The 18,690-nt window shown below is 54.8% G+C and carries 12 protein-coding genes and 1 pseudogene; 5 read left to right on the forward strand and 8 right to left on the reverse strand.

All coding sequences use genetic code 11. The annotated features are described in order from the left end of the window. Positions 1–36 precede the first annotated feature (36 nt). Positions 37–2,799 (reverse strand): magnesium-translocating P-type ATPase, encoded by a 2,763-nt coding sequence (gene mgtA, locus AAHA39_RS12195; protein ID WP_320655746.1) that lies wholly within the window; start codon positions 2,797–2,799, stop codon positions 37–39. Between the two features lie 439 nt (positions 2,800–3,238). On the opposite strand from mgtA, the gene AAHA39_RS12200 reads away from it, so the two are divergent. Next, positions 3,239–3,541: a hypothetical protein gene (locus AAHA39_RS12200; RefSeq protein ID WP_320655747.1), complete on the forward strand. Its 303-nt coding sequence runs from the start codon at positions 3,239–3,241 to the stop codon at positions 3,539–3,541. Between the two features lie 373 nt (positions 3,542–3,914). Here the strand turns inward: AAHA39_RS12200 and ompA are convergent, their stop codons facing one another. The 6 genes from ompA to ilvG all read right to left on the reverse strand — a co-directional run bounded on the left by ompA (position 3,915) and on the right by ilvG (position 11,627). Then, positions 3,915–5,006 carry a porin OmpA gene (gene ompA / locus AAHA39_RS12205; protein ID WP_320655748.1) on the reverse strand — a complete coding sequence of 364 codons (1,092 nt, stop codon included), beginning with the start codon at positions 5,004–5,006 and terminating at the stop codon, positions 3,915–3,917. 232 nt (positions 5,007–5,238) lie between these two features. Continuing rightward, a complete protein-coding gene (gene ilvA, locus AAHA39_RS12210) occupies positions 5,239–6,759 on the reverse strand; it encodes a threonine ammonia-lyase, biosynthetic (RefSeq protein ID WP_201913314.1) in 1,521 nt (506 codons plus the stop codon). Positions 6,760–6,762: 3 nt separating this feature from the next. After that, positions 6,763–8,604: a dihydroxy-acid dehydratase gene (gene ilvD / locus AAHA39_RS12215; RefSeq protein ID WP_236765218.1), complete on the reverse strand. Its 1,842-nt coding sequence runs from the start codon at positions 8,602–8,604 to the stop codon at positions 6,763–6,765. A 144-nt stretch (positions 8,605–8,748) separates the two neighbouring features. After that, a complete protein-coding gene (locus AAHA39_RS12220; protein WP_320655749.1) occupies positions 8,749–9,693 on the reverse strand; it encodes a branched-chain amino acid transaminase in 945 nt (314 codons plus the stop codon). A gap of 12 nt (positions 9,694–9,705) precedes the next feature. Further along, positions 9,706–9,984, reverse strand: a complete 279-nt coding sequence (gene ilvM, locus AAHA39_RS12225; RefSeq protein WP_005342011.1) for an acetolactate synthase 2 small subunit — start codon at positions 9,982–9,984, stop codon at positions 9,706–9,708. Beyond that, entirely contained in the window at positions 9,981–11,627 is a 1,647-nt protein-coding gene (ilvG, locus tag AAHA39_RS12230) for an acetolactate synthase 2 catalytic subunit (protein WP_320655750.1), read from the reverse strand. Before ilvG ends, ilvM begins: the two co-directional genes overlap by 4 nt. A 384-nt stretch (positions 11,628–12,011) precedes the next feature. Between ilvG and AAHA39_RS12235 the strand changes: the two are divergent. Next, positions 12,012–12,863: pseudogene (locus tag AAHA39_RS12235) on the forward strand (YifB family Mg chelatase-like AAA ATPase); the annotation flags it as partial. Between the two features lie 1,181 nt (positions 12,864–14,044). Here the strand turns inward: AAHA39_RS12235 and AAHA39_RS12240 are convergent. Next, positions 14,045–14,227 (reverse strand): helix-turn-helix domain-containing transcriptional regulator, encoded by a 183-nt coding sequence (locus AAHA39_RS12240; RefSeq protein WP_320655751.1) that lies wholly within the window; start codon positions 14,225–14,227, stop codon positions 14,045–14,047. Positions 14,228–14,479: 252 nt separating this feature from the next. On the opposite strand from AAHA39_RS12240, the gene AAHA39_RS12245 reads away from it, so the two are divergent. The 3 genes from AAHA39_RS12245 (at position 14,480) to AAHA39_RS12255 (ending at position 18,686) form a co-directional block, all read left to right on the forward strand. Next, complete coding sequence (locus tag AAHA39_RS12245; protein ID WP_320655752.1) at positions 14,480–16,282, forward strand: hypothetical protein; 1,803 nt, start codon at positions 14,480–14,482, stop codon at positions 16,280–16,282. A 69-nt stretch (positions 16,283–16,351) separates the two neighbouring features. Next, entirely contained in the window at positions 16,352–17,443 is a 1,092-nt protein-coding gene (locus tag AAHA39_RS12250) for a nucleoid-associated protein (protein WP_320655753.1), read from the forward strand. Position 17,444: 1 nt separating this feature from the next. Further along, a complete protein-coding gene (locus tag AAHA39_RS12255; protein ID WP_320655754.1) occupies positions 17,445–18,686 on the forward strand; it encodes a hypothetical protein in 1,242 nt (413 codons plus the stop codon). Positions 18,687–18,690 lie beyond the last annotated feature (4 nt).

Genomic DNA, 18,690 nt, shown 5'->3' on the forward strand with positions numbered 1-18,690 from the left:
CGCCGGGATCACACCGGCCCGTCAGCTAGCACGTCATCAGAACCACTGGCCGTGGCGCTTGATGTAGATGGTCTTGACGGTCTGGGTCAGCCCCATGTAGGCCAGCATGGTGATCACCAGCCACATGAAGTACTTGGGCCCATCCAGAGTGATGAAGCCGAAGTGCTCAGCTACAGGCGAGAACGGCAGGTAGCAGCCGATGGCAATGGCGATCGAGGTGGAGAGCAGCACCGGCAGGGTAGCGGTACTCTGCAGGAACGGGATCTTGCGGGTACGCAGCATATGTACCACCAACGTCTGCGACACCAGCCCCTCGATAAACCAGCCGGAGTTCATGATGGCCTGACCGTTGACCAGCGGATCCATGCTGCCGTTGGCGGTGGCATAGAGGGCCCCGGCACCGAACACAAACCACATCAGGCAGTAGGTGCTGATATCGAACACCGACGAGGTTGGGCCAAGCCAGAGCATGAAGCGCTTGATGTTGCTCGCCTCCCACTTGCGCGGCCGCTTGAGGAACTCGGGATCCATCTTGTCCCACGGCAGCAGCATCTGGGAAACGTCATACACCAGATTCTGGATCAGCATCTGCATCGCCAGCATGGGTGCCCAGGGCAGCCAGGCGGAGGCGACCAGCACCGAGAATACGTTGCCGAAGTTGGAGCTGGCGGTCATGTTGAGGTACTTCAAGATGTTACCAAAGGTCTCGCGCCCCTTGATTACCCCCTCCTCCAGCACCATCAGGCTCTTCTCCAGCAGGATGATGTCGGCGGTCTCCTTGGCGATGTCGGCACCGCTATCCACCGAGATCCCCACGTCCGCATCCCGCAGCGCCGGCGCGTCATTGATGCCGTCACCGAGGAAACCAACGGTGTTGCCGTTGGCCTGCAGTGCCTTCACCACCCGCGACTTCTGCAGCGGGGTGAGCTTGGCGAAGATGGTGGTCTGTTTGACCGCTTCGCAGAGCGCCACGTCGTCCATCCCTTCGATATCCTTACCGAGCAGCGGCACGCCGGGCTCCAGCCCCACATCGCGACACACCTTGCTGGTAATGATGGGGTTGTCACCGGTCAGCACCTTGACCGCCACGCCATAGTCGTTCAGCGCGCGGATGGCTGGTGCAGCCGAATCCTTGGGCGGATCGAAGAAGGTGAGGAAGCCGCGCACCACCAGATTGACCTCGTCACTGGTGCGATAGCTCTGCTTGCGCTCGCCCGCCGGGATCTCGCGGGTTGCCACGATCAGTACCCGATAGCCCTCGGCGTTGAACTCCTCACTCTGGCGCAACAGGGCACGGCGATCGGCGTCGGTCAGTGCGCGGATCTCCTTGCCATCGGCGATATGGCCGGAGACGGCCAGCATCTCTTCCACCGCCCCCTTGGAGACCATCAGCTGCTGGCCCAGATCGTCCTGCACTATCACCGACAGACGACGGCGCACGAAGTCGAACGGCAGCTCGTCCACCTTGCCATAGTTGGCCGGCTTGCAGCTCTCACCCAGGGCATCGGCGTGTTCGATCACCGCGATATCCATCAGGTTCTTCATGCCGCTCTGGTGAAAGCTGTTGAGCCAGGCCAGCTGCAGGATCCGGTCGTCCCGGTTGCCACGCACATCGTAGTGGTGCTCGAGGATGATCTTGTCCTGGGTCAGGGTGCCGGTCTTGTCGGTGCAGAGCACGTCCATGGCACCGAAGTTCTGTACCGAGTTGAGCCGCTTCACCACCACCTTGCGCTTGGCCATGGCCACCGCGCCACGCGCCAGGTTGGCGGAGACAATCATCGGCAGCATCTCTGGGGTAAGGCCCACCGCCACCGCCAGCGCGAAGGTGAGCGCCGACATCCAGTCGCCACTGCTGATGCCGTTGAGCATAAAGACAATGGGCACCATCACCAGCATGAAGCGGATCAGCAGCCTGGTGACGCTGTTTACGCCGCGATCGAAGCTGGTTTCGATACGCTTGTGACTCACCACGTTGCGGGCCAGCGAACCGAAGTAGGTATCACTGCCGGTGGCCACCACCACGGCGCGGGCGGTACCGCTCACCACGTTGGTCCCCATAAAGCAGATGTTGGGCAGATCGAGCATCCCGCCATCGCCAGCACCGGTGCCTTCCGCCGACTTGCCGGCCACGGCGCCCAAGGTGTCGTACTTCTCGACCGGCAGCGCTTCGCCGGTCAGCACTGCCTGGCTGATGAAGAGATCGCGGGATTCGATCAGCTTGATGTCGGCCGGGATCATATCCCCCGCCTGCAGGTGCACTATGTCACCGACCACCAGCTCGGTCATCGCCACCTCCTTGCGCTGGGGTGTCGCCCCCGGCGAGGGACGGCGCTGCACGGTGGCGGTATTGCGTACCAGTGACTTGAGCGCCTCGGCCGCCTTGGCGGAGCGATACTCCTGCCAGAAACGGAGCAGGCCGCTCAGGCTGACCATCACGCCGAGGATAATCACCTTGACCCAATCCTCGTCACCCGGTTCGGCCATCAGTACATCCATGACGTAGCTGACCAGACCCAGCGCGATCAGCACCATTACAAAGGGGTTCTTGAACGCCTGCAGCAGCTGGATCAGCGCATGGGGCGGCTTGTCGTGATTCACCTCGTTGAGACCGAACTCGGCCAGCCGGTTGGCTGCCTCGGTCGCGGTCAGACCGTCGATGTTGCTGCGCACGGCGGTGAGGGTGTACTCGAGGGATTTATCGGCCTCGTCGAGCACCCGGGAGGATATTTTCTCTCTCTGCGTGCCCGGCGCAACAAAGCCCTTCTGCTTGTGCCGGCTGGCGGTATGTTGTTGTTTCATGACTCTTTATCCTGATTTTTACGCGCAAGCGGGCCCCGTCGCGGGCTTGGCCTGGCGTCAGTACTGATATCGAAGGCTGTGAACCCAACACGCTGCCGATGCGCTCAATCGCCGCGCACGGGGCGGCCCGTCAGACAAATGTCTGCCGTCGCGCTAACCAGCATGGTTGGGTCAGATCAGGGGTCAGGACACCGCATCCCGTCCCCGCAGGGGGATCAGGAGTGGGGAGGCGTGGACCCCGAGGGTCTAGGTTTGGGCTCTTCGGTCATCGATTTTCCTCCGAGTTTGCCAGGGCACATGGCCGGATATGGGTATCCGCCAGCAGTGTCAGTAAGTGATAATGAAAATCAGGATAACAATTGCGAACTACAAGATAATGGCGCGAGTCAAATAATATCAGGCATATTTCATTTGGCCATTCACAGAGAAGTGACAGACCATGGAATATATTTCAGCGGAAAATAAAAACCACCAAATATATATTTCACACACATCCAATATATATTTATTTGCAACCACGCCTATCGAAAACAGAGCCGTTTTCAATATGGTAGAATTCATCTTGTTCTTCGACGCCCGCTCGCGCTCCGGCTGCACAGCGGCCAGTCAGATGCTGCTCGACGGCAACACGGACTTGCGGCGCAACAGGGGCGACGATGAAGCGTGCGATTACATGATTCGCGAGGCGGTGCGGCTCGCAGATGAGTGGAACAATCCGGTTTGCAACGGCAATCCCTGTTAAAACGGGGCCTTGGCTGTTGCGGGAGTCATTGGTGACTCATTGAAATGCTGCACTCTAATGCTACGTTCGAGCAATCAGAGTGAGGAGGAAAAGAGAGAATATTCGGCCTCAGCTCTGGTAAACCCGCATCGCGATTTGCAATCGGCTACAACTGTCGCAGTCCATAATATTCATCCATCTGTTGATAACACGCAGGGATTCTAACCAAAAGGCTCTGCGGGAGCAAAGTTTAAATCGATATTTTTTCATCTATTTATTTACCTCCCATATCACCGATATTTTCCATATCGAAAATATTCGCTGATTCATTGTCTTGCACGACCTGTTGTCCATAAAAAAACGGGAGGCCAGGCCTCCCGCTTTTCTTGCCATCTTATTGAGCCGGATGGGAAACCCCTTCCAGATGGACTTCGACCCGGCGATCCGGCGCCAGACAGGCGATCAGCGCCTGTTTGGAGTGGCTGGCACAGCTGTTGCCAGTCACCGGATTGGCCTTGCCACGCCCCTCGACCCGAACCTTGTCGGCATAGAGTCCCTTGGCCACCAGATAGCTGGCCACACTCTGGGCCCGCTTCTCGGAGAGGGCGAGGTTGTAATTGTCGGAACCGATGCGGTCGGTATAGCCGATCACGGTGGCCACTCCGTCCTTCGGATTGGCGGCCACGATCTGGCTGAACAGAGCGTCAAGTGCCTCGCTGGCGGCCGGCTTGAGGGTCGCCTTGTTGAACTCGAACAGCACGTCGGAGCTCAGGCTGAACTCCTTGGGTGCTACCACCACGGCCGGAGCCGGGGCGGCAACTACCGGAGCTGGAGCCGGGGCGGCCTCCCCTTGCTGGCCGAAACGATAGAGCATGCCAAACGCCAGCAAGCCGTTGTCCAGCTCGATGCCTGAACGATCGATGGAGGTGTCGCCCAGCGGGGTGGTGTATTGATACTCCAGCCGCGCCGCCCAGTTCTGGTCGATGGTGTACTCGGCCCCCAGCGCCCCGACAAAGGCGGCACCATGTTTCTTGCCGGTATCGCTCGCGCCGCCAAAGCTGATCTTGCTATCCGTCCAGGCATAGCCACCACCCAGACGACCATAGAGATCAAGAGCACTGGTCGCCGGGAAGCTGATCTTCATTGTGGCCTGTACCAGCTGGCTCTTCGCCTCGCCATCGAGTGTCGTCACCCCGCTGCCGCCACTCATCTTGTACTTGCCGAGCCAGTCGTAGCCCAGTTCAAACCCGAGATTGGGATTGAGCTGGTAACCGGCGAATACACCCAACCCCAGATCGTTCTTGTCCTCGCTGTTGTTGCCTACAGCATTGAAGGCACTGGCGATATCCTGGTTTTTATCTACACCGTAGTAGTTTGACCAACCGGCCTTGCCACCGGCATACCAGGTGTTGTCCTGAGCAGCCGCCTGCACGGCGCCCGCAGCCAGCAATCCGCCGACCAACACGGCAAGCATCGATTTATTCATGTTCAGCCTCTGCAATAAGTCGTTTAGGCGCCTGAATGCGCACTCTCCCTGTGTGAAGCCGTCAGGCGGCCTCGCCGCATTCAGGTTATCCCATCCACTGCCAGCCTCAAATGACCAAGCCATCAGGAGTGTGAACTTGCCTGCAATATCTGCGCTAAAAACAGCCAGTTAGTGGCCTGCCAATAAAAAAGGGAGGCCAACGTCTCCCTCCTTCTTCATCGCGATCGCGCCATCAACTGGCCAGAAACAGTCGGTAGGCAGGGTCGTCGCTCACCTCTTTCCAGCCGTAGCCAATCTCGTGCAGGTAGTCGTGGAAGGCGGCCACGTCCTCGTCCGGCAGCTCGAACGCACAGAGCACCCGGCCGTAGTCGGCACCGTGGTTGCGGTAGTGGAACAGGCTGATGTTCCAGCGACAGCCCAGGGTCTCGAGAAAACGCATCAAAGCGCCAGGCTGCTCCGGAAACTTGAAGCTGTAGAGACGTTCGCCGAGGGGCCGGGCCGGACGGCCGCCAATCATGTAGCGCACGTGGTTCTTGGCCAGCTCGCTCTCGGTCATGTTGACCACCGGGTAGCCGTTGCCGCCGAGCTGATCGATGATCTGGCCGAGCTCCTCGTCACCGCCGGTGAGGCGCACCGAGACGAACAGCGACGCCTGCTCGGCATCGGCGTAGCGATAGTTGAACTCGGTCACCATGCGCGGCCCGAGCTGACGGCAGAAGTCGAGGAAGGCCCCCTTGCGCTCGGGGATGGTCACCGCCAGCATGCCCTCGCGCTTCTCGCCGATCTCGCAGCGCTCCGACACGTAGCGCAGGCTGTGGAAGTTGACGTTGGCGCCGGACAAAATGGCCGCCATCCGCCCCCCTTTGACCTGCTCCCGCTCGCTGTAGGCCTTGAGGCCCGCCAGCGACAGGGCGCCCGACGGCTCGGCAATGGCGCGGCAGTCATCGAAGATGTCTTTCAGCGCGGCGCAGATCTGGTCGTTGGAGACGGTCACCACCTCGTCCAGATACTGGTTGCACAGGCGGAAGGTCTCCTCGCCGATCCGCTTGACCGCTACACCGTCAGCAAACAGCGAGACCCGCTCCAGATTGACCGGCTCGCCGGCCGCCAGCGCGGCCTTGAGACAGGCGGAGCCCTCCGCCTCCACCCCGATCACCTTCACATCCGGCAGCAGCTGTTTGATGTAGACCGCCACCCCGGCGGCCAGTCCGCCGCCACCCACCGGCACGAAGACGTGGGTGAGATGGGTATCCTGCTCCAGCAGCTCCTTGCCGATGGTGCCCTGCCCGGCGATCACCTCGACATCGTCAAACGGCGGGATCAGGGTGTAGCCCTCAAGCGTGGCGAGGCGGCGGCTCTCGCCGTAGGCCTCGTCGAAACTGTTGCCAAACAGCATGACGTTGCCGCCCTGACGGCGCACCGCATCGATCTTGATGTCCGGCGTGGTCTTGGGCATCACTATGATCGCCTTGATGCCGAGCTTGGCGGCCGACAGGGCGACCCCCTGCGCGTGGTTGCCGGCAGAGGCGGCGATAACGCCGCGCGCCTTCTGCTCCTCGGTCAGGGTGGCGATCTTGTGGTAGGCGCCGCGCAGCTTGAAGGAGTGGACCGGTTGCAGATCCTCCCGCTTCAGGCTGACATGGTTGCCGAGTCGCTCGGAGAGTTTCTTCAGGGTTTGCAAGGGGGTGACCCGCGCCGCCTCATAGACGGGAGAGAGCAACACCTTGCGTAGATAATCAGCCGCAGAGACCATGATTTATTCCCCCAACAGGGTGCGATCGCGCACCGCGCCCTTGTCGGCGCTGGTGGCGAACATGGCGTAGGCGCGCAGGGCAAAGGAGACCTGACGCTGACGATCGAGCGGCTTCCAGCCCCGAGCCTCGACGGCGACGCGGCGGGCAGCCAGCACGCTATCGGCCACCTCCAGCACCATGCTGCGGGCCGGGATGTTGATGCTGATGATGTCGCCATCCTCCACCAGACCTATGGTGCCGCCGGAAGCGGCCTCCGGCGAGACGTGGCCAATGGAGAGACCCGAGGTGCCGCCGGAGAAGCGGCCGTCGGTAATCAGGGCACACGCCTTGCCCAATCCCATGGATTTCAAATAGGTAGTGGGGTAGAGCATCTCCTGCATGCCCGGGCCCCCTTTCGGCCCTTCGTAGCGGATCACCACCACCTCGCCCGCTTTCACGGTACCGTCGAGGATGCCGTTCACCGCGCTCTCCTGACTCTCGAACACCCGGGCCGGGCCACGGAAGGTGAGGTTCTCCTCATCCACCCCGGCAGTCTTGACGATGGCGCCATTGACAGCGAGGTTGCCAGAGAGCACCGCCAGACCACCCTCCTGGCTGTAGGCGTTGTCCAGCGAGCGGATGCACCCTTCGGCACGGTCCAGATCCAGCTCCGGCCAGCGGCAATCCTGACTGAACGCCTTGGTGGTGCGGATGCCGGCAGGGCCAGCGCGGTAGAAGTCCACCACCTCCTGACTTGGCTGGCGGCTGACGTCATATTCATTGAGCTGTTCGACGAGGGTGCAACCCAGCACGGTACGGGCATCCCCATGCACCAGACCCGCTTTCTCCAGCTGGCCCAGAATGGCGACCACCCCACCGGCGCGGTGCACATCTTCCATATGGTATTTCTGGGTGGAGGGCGCCACCTTGCAGAGCTGCGGCACCTTGCGCGACATGCGGTCGATATCGGCCATGGTGAAGTCGACACCGGCCTCCTGCGCCGCCGCCAACAGGTGCAGCACGGTATTGGTGGAGCCGCCCATGGCAATATCCAGCGCCATGGCGTTCTCGAACGCCGCCTTGGTGGCGATATTGCGCGGCAGTGCCGAAGCATCGTCCTGCTCATACCAGCGCTTGGCCAAAGTCACGATGCGCTGGCCCGCCAGCTTGAACAGCTGCTCGCGGTCGCTGTGGGTCGCCAGCATGGAGCCGTTGCCCGGCTGGGAGAGGCCAAGCGCCTCGGTCAGACAGTTCATGGAGTTGGCGGTAAACATGCCGGAGCAGGAGCCGCAGGTGGGGCAGGCGCTGCGCTCCACCTGCTCGCTCTGGGCGTCCGATACCTTGGGATCGGCGCCCTGGATCATGGCGTCCACCAGATCCAGTTTGATGATCTGGTCGGAGAGCTTGGTCTTGCCCGCTTCCATCGGGCCGCCGGAGACGAAGATCACCGGGATATTGATGCGCAGGGCGGCCATCAGCATCCCCGGGGTGATCTTGTCGCAGTTGGAAATACAGACCATGGCGTCGGCGCAGTGGGCGTTGACCATATACTCCACCGAATCGGCAATCAGCTCCCGCGACGGCAGGGAGTAGAGCATGCCGCCGTGGCCCATGGCGATGCCGTCATCCACGGCGATGGTGTTGAACTCCTTGGCGACGCCGCCAGCGGCTTCAATCTCGCGCGCCACCAGCTGGCCCAGATCCTTGAGGTGGACGTGGCCCGGTACGAACTGGGTGAAGGAGTTGACCACGGCGATGATGGGTTTGCCGAAATCCTGATCGGTCATTCCGGTGGCACGCCACAGGGCGCGGGCCCCGGCCATGTTACGTCCGTGGGTGGTGGTGGCGGATCTCAACTTCGGCATTGTCTCTACTCCCTGAATGCCCATATGGGCTCGATGCGTTATGCGGTGATGATACGAGTGGATCGGAATCGATCCTGGTGAAGACTCCTCTGGGAAGCACTCACCGGAAGCGACTCGGGGAGGCACAGCGCCTCCCCTCTCTCATCAGTCATTGACGGGCGTCAGCCAACCCCACTTGTCCTCGGTCTTGCCATTGAAAAGGCCGAAGAAGGCGTTCTGCAGCCGCTCGGTCACCGGGCCACGGCTGCCAGCCCCTACCTTCATCCGATCGACGGAGCGCACCGGGGTCACTTCGGCGGCGGTGCCGGTCATAAAGATTTCGTCTGCGACATAGAGCGCCTCACGGGGCAACGCCTGCTCGCGTACCTCGTAACCCAAGTCACGCGCCAGCGTCATGATGGTGTCACGGGTGATGCCGGGCAGGATGGCGGCGGTAGCGGGCGGGGTAAACAGCACGCCGTTCTTCACCAGAAACAGGTTCTCCCCCGCCCCTTCGCTCAGGTAGCCGTTCACATCCAGCGCCAGCCCCTCGGCAAAGCCGTTGCGCTTTGCCTCGCGGCTGATGAGCTGGGAGGAGAGGTAGTTGCCGCCCGCCTTGGCGCCGGTGGGAATGGTGTTGGGCGCGAGCCGGTTCCATGAGGTGACGCACACATCCACCCCGTTTTTCAGCCCCTCTTCCCCCAGATAAGCGCCCCACGGCAGAGCGGCAACCATCAGGTCAGCCTTGGCATCCAGCGGCGGATGCAGCCCCAGCCCCACGCTGCCGACAAAGGCCAGCGGGCGCAGGTAGCCGCTCTTCAGGCCGTTCTCGCGCACCACGGTGCGGCAGGCTTCATTCACTTCGGACTCGCTGTAGGGGACGTCCATCCAGTAGATTTTGGCGGAGTCGAACAGGCGGCGAGTATGCTCCTGCAGACGGAAGATGCAGGTGCCCTTGGGGGTATCGTAGGCGCGTACCCCCTCGAACACCGAGGAGCCATAGTGCAGGGCGTGGCTCATCACGTGCACCTGGGCATCCTGCCAAGGCACCAGTTTGCCGTTGAACCAGATGTATTGGGGGTGAGTGGCGGATTGGGAAGGCTGTGACATTGGCTTGGCTCCTTAAGCTCTGATCCGGGGTTGCTGTTCCAGTGCATCGACCCGGGAGACGTCCACCAGCTTCACCAGCTGGCTCCACAACTGCTGGATGGGACGCACCGACTCGACAGTAACCGTGATCCGCAGCTGTTGGCAATCCTGCTCCATATTCAAGGCGCAGAGATTGAAGCCGCGGTGGCGCACCACCCGCAGTACCCGCTCCATCACTTCGGGTCTGGGCTGGGCGTGGATATGCAGGGTGTGTTGTGCAAATGCTGGCTGGGCAAGGGTGTGCGGGTTCATGGGCGTTGCTCCATCATCTGGTGGTTGGCGACTCCCGGCGGAACCAGGGGCCAGACGTTTTCTTCCTCTGAAATAGCCACATGCAGCAGGTAGGCACTCTCGCTTGCCAGCAGACGATCGAGGGCTCCGGCTATCTGCTCCTTGCATGTGATGGTCTCACCCGGAATGCCGAAAGCGGCAGCCAGGGCGACGAAATCGGGGTTGTCGGAGAGGATGGTCTCGCTGTAGCGGCCGTCGAAGAACAGCTCCTGCCACTGGCGCACCATGCCGAGGCGCTGGTTATCCAGCAGCACCATCTTCACCTTGAGCTGGGCGCGGCGGATGGTGCCGAGCTCCTGTACGTTCATCATGAAAGAGCCGTCACCGCTTACCAGCACCACTTCATCCTCCGGGCGCGACATCTTGGCGCCGATGGCGGCGGGCAGACCGAAACCCATGGTGCCGAGACCGGCGCTGGAGAGGTGGTTGCGCGGGCTGGTGAAACGCATGTGCTGGGCCACCCACATCTGGTGCTGACCCACGTCGCAGGCGACCACGCTGCTCTCCGGCAACTTGGCAGATAGCTGTTTGAGCAGAGCCGGGGCATAGATGGCCTGACCCGGATGGTCGTAGCGAAACGCATATTCGCGGGCCATGGCGGCGCAGTGTTCACGCCAGGGGGCAATGTCGAGAGTCATGGCGAGGCGTGGCAACACCTGCTTGAGATCCGTGGTGATACCCACCTCGGCGGCGCGGCGCTTGCCGAACTCGGCGGCATCCACATCGAGATGGATCACCTTGGCCTCGGGGGCAAACTCCTCCAGCTTGCCGGTCACCCTATCGTCGAAACGGGCGCCCACCACCAGCAGCAGATCGCACTGCTGCACCGCATAGTTGGCCGCCTTGGTGCCGTGCATGCCGAGCATGCCCAGATAAACGGTACTGTCGGGGTCGAGCGCGCCGATCCCCTTGAGAGTGGTGACCGCTGGCATGCCGGTGGCGGCGGCAAAGTCACGCAACTGCTGCTCGGCATTGGCCATGCCCACTCCGCCACCGACATAGAGCACCGGACGCTCGGCGGCAGCCAGCAGGGTGCGGGCGGCCGTCAGCTCGGCCGGATTGAGATGCTCGGGCTCCTCCACCGCAAACAGCGGGCTCTGGGGCGGCACGGCGGCCAGCTGCACATCTTTGGGGAGATCGATCAGCACAGGGCCGGGGCGCCCTTCGGTGGCGATGGCGAAAGCTTCTGCCAGCACCCGCCCCAGATCGGCGGCATCAGTCACCATAAAGGAGTGTTTGGTGCAGGAGAGGGACATGCCGAGTACGTCGACCTCCTGAAACGCATCGGTGCCGATGGCGGCACAGGGCACCTGACCGCTGATGGCCACCAACGGCACCGAGTCGAGCAGCGCCTCCGCCAGACCGGTCACCAGATTGGTGGCGCCGGGGCCGGAGGTGGCGATGCAGACCCCCACCTGACCGGAGGCGCGGGCATAACCGACCGCAGCCATGGCGGCGCCCTGCTCGTGGCGACATAGCTGATGGGCCAGACCACCGTCATACAGGGCATCGTAGACCGGCATGATGGCTCCGCCCGGGTAACCAAACACCTGGGTCACACCCTGTTTCTTGAGAGCCTGTACCAAAAACTGCGCGCCGTTCATGTGGAAAATCCTGTCCTTTGGTCGAAAAAAAACCCCCGAGCTGTGAGGCTCGGGGGTCGCTTGTTTCGTTCTGTCCGGTGGTGGGTCTATCCCTTGTTCCGTGCAGCTAAACGAGCCCCGAGCGGTGAGATAATAATCACCACTAGGACCACAATAATGCTGACGAAACGGGAGGCCATGTTCATAGTTACAACCGGAAATCCTGTGAAATTGGGGCGGTTTCTACCGCGAATGGCTATTAGAACTAGCACGGTGATTTTTATTGGGCAAGCCTTTTTTCTGTGACAACCCACTGATTTTGGCTATTCCTCAGCCGGAACTATGGAATAAAAAACCAACAATAAGCAGTTAGTCAGAACATATATCAACTCAAGGACGGGATTTATGTCATTAGCTGTGGTTTATAGCCGTGCCAGCCTCGGGATCGCGGCCCCGCAAGTTACAGTGGAAGTTCACCTCTCCAACGGCCTGCCCGCCTTCAACATGGTCGGCCTGCCGGAAACCTCGGTGAAAGAGTCGCGGGATCGGGTGCGCAGCGCCCTGCTCAACGGCAATTTCGAGTTCCCGAGCAAACACATCACTGTCAATCTGGCCCCCGCCGATCTGCCCAAGGAGGGGGGCCGTTTCGATCTGGCCATCGCCATCGGAATTCTCGCCGCTTCCAAGCAGATACCCGCAAAATATCTGCTCGATCACGAATTTTTGGGGGAGTTGGCCCTGACCGGCGAAATTCGTCCCGTGCTCGGCGTACTGCCTGCCGTACTCGCCTGCCGCGATGCGGGGCGCACCCTGCTGGTACCGCGGGAGAACGGCCCCGAAGCTTCCCTTATTCAGGATGCCGAGGTGCGCACCGCTCACCAACTGCTGGCCGTCACCGCCTGGCTGGCCGGCCAGTACGAGCTGCCACTGCCGGATCAACAAAGCGCGGAGAGCCTGCCCGATGTACCGGATCTACAGGATGTGATCGGCCAGTCACAGGCCAAACGGGCGCTGGAGATTGCCGCCGCCGGCAGCCACAACCTGCTGTTCATCGGCCCGCCCGGCACCGGCAAGAGCATGCTGGCGAGCCGTCTGCCCGGCATTCTGCCGCCGCTGAGCGAGCAGGAGGCGCAGCAGACCGCCGCCATCCACTCCATCGGGGGCCTCACTCCGCGCGCCGGCCACTGGCACCACAGACCATACCGCACACCCCACCACAGCGCCTCGGCGGTGGCGCTGGTGGGCGGTGGCTGTCATATATAGAATATTTCGCGACAACCTTAAAATTAGCTGCGATGTAACTCATACATACCCATTGTCAGACCCTCGAATCGAAAAGCACCGAGTGGCACCACAAATACTCGGGGGTATCTACTTATTGAGCATCATTGTCGTATTGAGATGTGGGCGAGTAATAAAGTGCCATACCAAGTATCAAAGTGTCATACCGAGCAATAAAGATTCATCCTTACTTAGGCCGTAGCCACGCCCCGTTGGTTTACCGTCTGAATCCGGTACAAATATCTATTGAACGACAGCCTCTCCGTCCAGTAATACGGGGGGAATTCCCAGACAACCATGCTCACGCCAGCCACAGGCGAGGGATACGATCTCTTTTGTGCTGTTAGTGTCTAAAAAGTGCCACGTCCTAATCATGCAAGCAACGTTGCAAAAGATGCCGATAGCTAGCTTTATCGGCATCAGCTCCTTGCTTTGCTTTAAGTACCCACGTACTACGAATACAGGCATATACCTGCTGTTCTCAAATCTGGCATGGCTAAACCTTAGCCAGCCAAGCCAATTTTCATTTTTTACAAGGATATCTCCATGACTAATGCCTATGACAGCCGAGACGGTGACAGGCTATACGTTCCCTCTGTTGGTGAAATTCGGTGTTTCCACGTAACTCCAAAACGCCCGCCATCAGCTCGATTTGAGGTGTTCATAATTCCCAGTATTGAGTCTAAAGACGCACTGATTCAGTTTTTCAAGGATCAAAAGAAGCTCCCAGCACAAGAACGCTGCTTCGTGACGGCAAGTCATAGGGATGGGACTAGCCTAGAACTTACGGTTACAGAAGGCGAAATTGGAGAGAGCTTGAGTAACGGGAAGTGTGAGCTTAGGACTACAATGGAACACCAAGGTTTCAGCAAAAAAGCCTCGACAGTTCAGGGGCATCCACCACGATAAAAAACTAATCTAGCAGCCTAGGGGCCTCTGGCCCCTTTGTTCTACCTACAGGTCTGACTGAGCATAATCAAACGTTCTGTTAAATAGGTTCAGGGAACAATAAAACAGGGCGGTATGACATTTTATTGCTCTTGGATGTTATCCAATGGACGTAGATCTCGCCAGTTGGCATAACACTATTACATCCGTGATGGGGTATTCAAAACCATGAAAAGTTGGCCTACCGTCAGATCTGGTATGAAACTCTATTACTCGCCCACATGAGACTGCTCGGATTTTTTAGTCAATATAGCCTGACGAACATCCTCAAGAGCTGCAGCCAGTAGTACTGGGTCATTTTCCTCTTTTGCAGCTTCAATGTAAGCTTCTGCCTCCCTGACGCTAGTCAGGTAATCAGCCACTTGAAATCTGCTAAACACCTCTTTTTCCATAACATTTCCTGCATTTCCACAAGTATGGGTATGCACTGTATCTTAACCCACCCCCCAAATTGTAGTGGGTTGAAGGGTATCTTCAATCCTTATCTCGCTTGAGTTCAGCCCCAAGCCCCTACAAGTGCTATTCATAGATAATTTTCTCTTGATGTGAACAAAGTCACCAATAATGGTATGAAAATTATTGCGACAAGCATTCAATACGAAGTATAAGGAAATGAGGATGCGTTTGATACTTAGAGCGATGTGATGGCAACAAAAAACCCTTACCCATTAAAGAGATACTCTCAAGTTATTAAGCTTCTAGGTGAGCTCTTTGAGGATGACAAGCCGAAAGTTGCATGGTGGTATCATGGTGTACACACAAATCCATTAAAAGGTTCTCAACCCCATGTGAAGATTATTTTCAGAGAACTAACGAATGGAATGCTAAGTGACTATTATTCACAAAAAGAAGTTCCTATAACTTGGTTAGGACAAATAAAAATTGGGAGTGTTTGGGAAAAAAACGTATCACATTACGCAATGATTTTTGAACAAGCCGAGTTTATCGTTGATTTTTCATTTGGTAACTATAGAAATAACTCTTTCTTTTATGCAAAGAGTCACAATATTACCCCTCCATTCCCTCCAGAACTTTACAAGTTAGGTTATCAGCCAGACAGCAATTGGATGATTGAATTTGATTTACCCTCTAAAGGGAAATTAGTCATTCCATGCTTAGAGTTTTTTTCTCGATGCTACGGTCGCTCTTCAGAAATAAAAAGGGTACTGACCACTTACGCATGGGATGTACCTGGTGATGGGGTTATCGATAGGTTTTATGCCACCATAAATGAGCCAGAAGTTAATGGCGTTTGGAAGGTAAAACTTAAACGTCGCTTTGTTAATAGCGATGTTGTGTTTTTAGCTCACCTGAAGTATGACAAATATGCAGAGAAGCAGGCAAAATTAATTTTTAGCACTATAAGCACAGCATCTAGTAATAAAAAAGATCCGTCTAAACGTGGCCCAATATTTTTAAAAATCAATCCTTGGTTTCAAGAGAAAACCAAGTTAATTGTTAGAGGAATCCCGTTTGATGATGGCAAAAGCTTTTTGGCCTTGCATGTAGTTGGTTGTGGTGAACCGGGGGGGCTTGATATTGAACGTTCGAGAGAAAATCCAAACAACCCCTTAACCAAAGGAGAAAATTTGACTCCAAAGGCATGGGCGGGCACCCCGAGAAAACACTTGATAACACCACCATCTATTATTGATCTAACTGGTGATATTGATCCACAGCATGCCGTATCAGCGATTGAACTTCATGATGAAGACTTTATTCTTACCGGAAAGCCAAGATATGTGATTGATATTCGGAATAAAGAGTCAAAGTCTATGGCAGGAAGCAAAGGAGAGGGTCTTGACGCAACAAACTATTCTGCGGGAGAGCCAGTGGGATCAAATGGTTCTACTGGTTATGCATCGATACATGCAGTACAAACCCTAGAAACACATGGTATTCTTCGCGATATGTGGAATGCAATGAAATATCTAAAACAAAAATATCCACAAAGAGTTAAATCTGTTTCGTGGTATTGTGCTGACCAGACATTCTCAGATCACGATGAGTTTGCACTTATTCCAGCTAAAGAGTTCTCAATTTATGACGATATAGAGACTAGCATACGAAACTGGGTTTACATTAACTCATTGAAAACACAGGCTCGAGGCTTTCTTGTCATAAGAATAGTTATTGATTCGATGTCAATTTTTATAGTTGAGATTCAGCGAAAGCTGAGAAGAACTAAAGATAAACATGGCAATACATATCAAGCTGAAGAACCATTTCAAGGTCTTGTATTTAAATTAAAAAATGAATCTGATCTACATGAATGGCTAGGCGATTTATTTAGTAACATTAGGTATGCTGAGGGTGTTTTTAAAAAAATTAGTGGTACATGCCCAGGGACAGCAGACACTTTTTCTCATGCAGAATCCAAAAATGAAGAAGTAACATGTGAAAACACAGTACTTTTAGCCCTACGAAAGCTAAGGATTAACTTGTAAAAATATATTACACTATTGACTGAATGGATAGGCGTAGCCTCATTAAAAACAATTCAATGCGAGACAATAATGGGTATCATTTTAAATAAAGTAATTATACATGAACTGGTAAAAGAACAAAGAGAGGGAATTAAACCTTCCGTAATCAGGGATAAGGTTATCGATGCAACCAATCCTTCTATTATTAGTTTGGTAGAAGGTGTTGTAGAGTTATACGGAAAGAAAAACAATAGTGCACAATATGGGGTTTTTAAAACAGGAGAAGGAAAAGGGGACTTTCCTTCCGCATTTGACCAATATTATAACCTTCAAAATTCTACAGATGATAATTTTCGGGATATATCATTGGTGGGTATGGATGAGCTCTTTACAAGAGCAGAGAACACATTACTTGCCAGTGGCGGCTACATACTATTTGCTGACTACATAAGCAATGATATTCGTTATTTCATCACCGCAATGATCAAACAAAAACCGGGTTATAAAATAACCGGTGAGCTAAGTATTGAGGACTTAGAATATATTGATTTAAGTCGCCTTCATCAAGCATCAAAGATAAGCTTTGAAAAATATGGCGAATATCAAAGTGCAAATGACCTAGAGCGACAAGACGTTAATTACCTTAGTTTTGTAAGCCCTGCTAGTAATAAAACTTCGGGTTACTTTATCCTAGCTTTCGGATGTCAGGCTGGAGCACCATCAGCACGAGCTACCCAGGCTGTTGTTACTGAAAGCGTTGCGTATTTCAAGCAAAATGATGACTTAAAAGACTACGCAATACCATTACGCTCCAAGCTTTATGACTACCTTGAAAGTAAGCGGGACACCCAAGACTCTGCTAAGCTTTCAGAGATAGAGAAGATTGCGAGGCAATTTTTCCCTGCTGATAGTGCAGATAAGCATGCAGAAAATCTTGTCGAGCATTTAAATAGTGACGAGATTGGTGTACCATATGAATTCGTGGTCAATAAGTCAAAACTCCAGAAAATGACACATATTGTGTATAAGGGGGACGACTTACAAATCATCTTTGATAAAGATGATCTGGGTAAAGACCATGGTGCTAAATATTGCTTTACTGGAGATAAGCTCGTGATAAATGAGCTTCCCGATGGACTAAAAAATATGTTAAACGAACATTTCAATCCGACGGCAAAGTAAAATGTCTCTACGTGATGTAGTTGCTATTTACAGAGCGTGTAATCGCCCCCCAGTGTGTAATAGTGTCTTTGAGGGGGCGTTTGCTATCTCAGATGAGACTCGAATTCATTTCGAGGCCTTACGCATAGCTACATCCACGGAGAGCAATAATGGTTATGGCAGACTAAAATGGGCAACCGCCAGCAATGGAGATGACCGGCTGGATGACTCTAGAGAATTGATTGACGGCGAGATAATTAACCTATCTTATCGCTTAGCATCAAGTTCTTCTGAAAAATTTTATAATGACGTACCATCCATCTTAACATCCCCTATACGGATGAGTTTAAAATTACCAGATTCATTTTATATTTTAGATAGGGACATTTTTTTCTCCTCTGATAGTGACAATCAAGAGAGCGCTGAGATTTGTCAACTACAGAAAATATGTACTCTTGTGCAAAGTCTATCGAAACTTGCACACTATCATGATGCAAAAATAATTGATGACAAAAATAAATTGGTGTTCCTATCTACCGAAGATAAAACACCACACCCAGTAGTTCTTGATATTGAACTTACCGATGATATTATGAATGCGAATCTTGACGACCTGTCTTTATTAACATCTATATTGTCATCAGATGCAGTTTTAGACCCTCACTACCAACCAAGGAAAAGCATTCTATATAGTTCAATTTATGAATTTGTCAAAGGCATGGAGCCAAAGGCTGCATTCAAAAAACTCTCTGAAAATTGGACCGCTTTTGCAGAAATATATCAAAACAATTTGGGTACCTATCTCAGTGGTTTTGCATTTCATAAAGTCAGAAAAGAGATTGCCGAAGCTGAGATAAAAATCGCAGAGCAGCTTTCAAAAATCACCAGCGACCTAATTGGTAAGTTGTTCTCGATCCCTGTATCTCTTGCAGCGATTGTTGCAATGCTTCATAAAGATAGCTCTTTACTTATTAGTATGTTGCTTGTTTTTGGCCTGTTGATTGCTGCGATTCTAGTTGTTGGCGTTATCATAAATCAATCAGCTCAACTTGAGTCAGTAAAGCATTCTAAGAACATGATGGACCAGTCTTTTGAGGGAAATAAAAACAATTATCCAGAAAAGCTAAAAAAAGATATTGATGACATGTCTGAAAGATTGAACTCAAATATCGAAACTGCGCGATGCTGGCTAACGCTATATAGATTTTTGGCTTGGTTCCCAGCGGTCTCTGGTGCAATATTATTTTGGGTTATGTATGGGTGAATCT

The organism is Aeromonas sp. SE22 (genome assembly GCF_038739755.1).
Taxonomy (GTDB): domain Bacteria; phylum Pseudomonadota; class Gammaproteobacteria; order Enterobacterales; family Aeromonadaceae; genus Aeromonas; species Aeromonas jandaei.

Bases quoted from the DNA above. Each gene is read 5' to 3' on its own strand.
- AAHA39_RS12245 (WP_320655752.1), top strand. From the start codon at position 14,480: ATGGCAACAAAAAACCCTTACCCATTAAAGAGATACTCTCAAGTTATT.
- AAHA39_RS12240 (WP_320655751.1), bottom strand. From the start codon at position 14,227: ATGGAAAAAGAGGTGTTTAGCAGATTTCAAGTGGCTGATTACCTGACT.
- ilvA (WP_201913314.1), bottom strand. From the start codon at position 6,759: ATGGTCTCTGCGGCTGATTATCTACGCAAGGTGTTGCTCTCTCCCGTC.
- mgtA (WP_320655746.1), bottom strand. From the start codon at position 2,799: ATGAAACAACAACATACCGCCAGCCGGCACAAGCAGAAGGGCTTTGTT.
- AAHA39_RS12220 (WP_320655749.1), bottom strand. From the start codon at position 9,693: ATGTCACAGCCTTCCCAATCCGCCACTCACCCCCAATACATCTGGTTC.
- ompA (WP_320655748.1), bottom strand. From the start codon at position 5,006: ATGAATAAATCGATGCTTGCCGTGTTGGTCGGCGGATTGCTGGCTGCG.
- AAHA39_RS12255 (WP_320655754.1), top strand. From the start codon at position 17,445: ATGTCTCTACGTGATGTAGTTGCTATTTACAGAGCGTGTAATCGCCCC.
- ilvG (WP_320655750.1), bottom strand. From the start codon at position 11,627: ATGAACGGCGCGCAGTTTTTGGTACAGGCTCTCAAGAAACAGGGTGTG.
- AAHA39_RS12200 (WP_320655747.1), top strand. From the start codon at position 3,239: ATGGAATATATTTCAGCGGAAAATAAAAACCACCAAATATATATTTCA.
- AAHA39_RS12250 (WP_320655753.1), top strand. From the start codon at position 16,352: ATGGGTATCATTTTAAATAAAGTAATTATACATGAACTGGTAAAAGAA.
- ilvM (WP_005342011.1), bottom strand. From the start codon at position 9,984: ATGAACCCGCACACCCTTGCCCAGCCAGCATTTGCACAACACACCCTG.
- ilvD (WP_236765218.1), bottom strand. From the start codon at position 8,604: ATGCCGAAGTTGAGATCCGCCACCACCACCCACGGACGTAACATGGCC.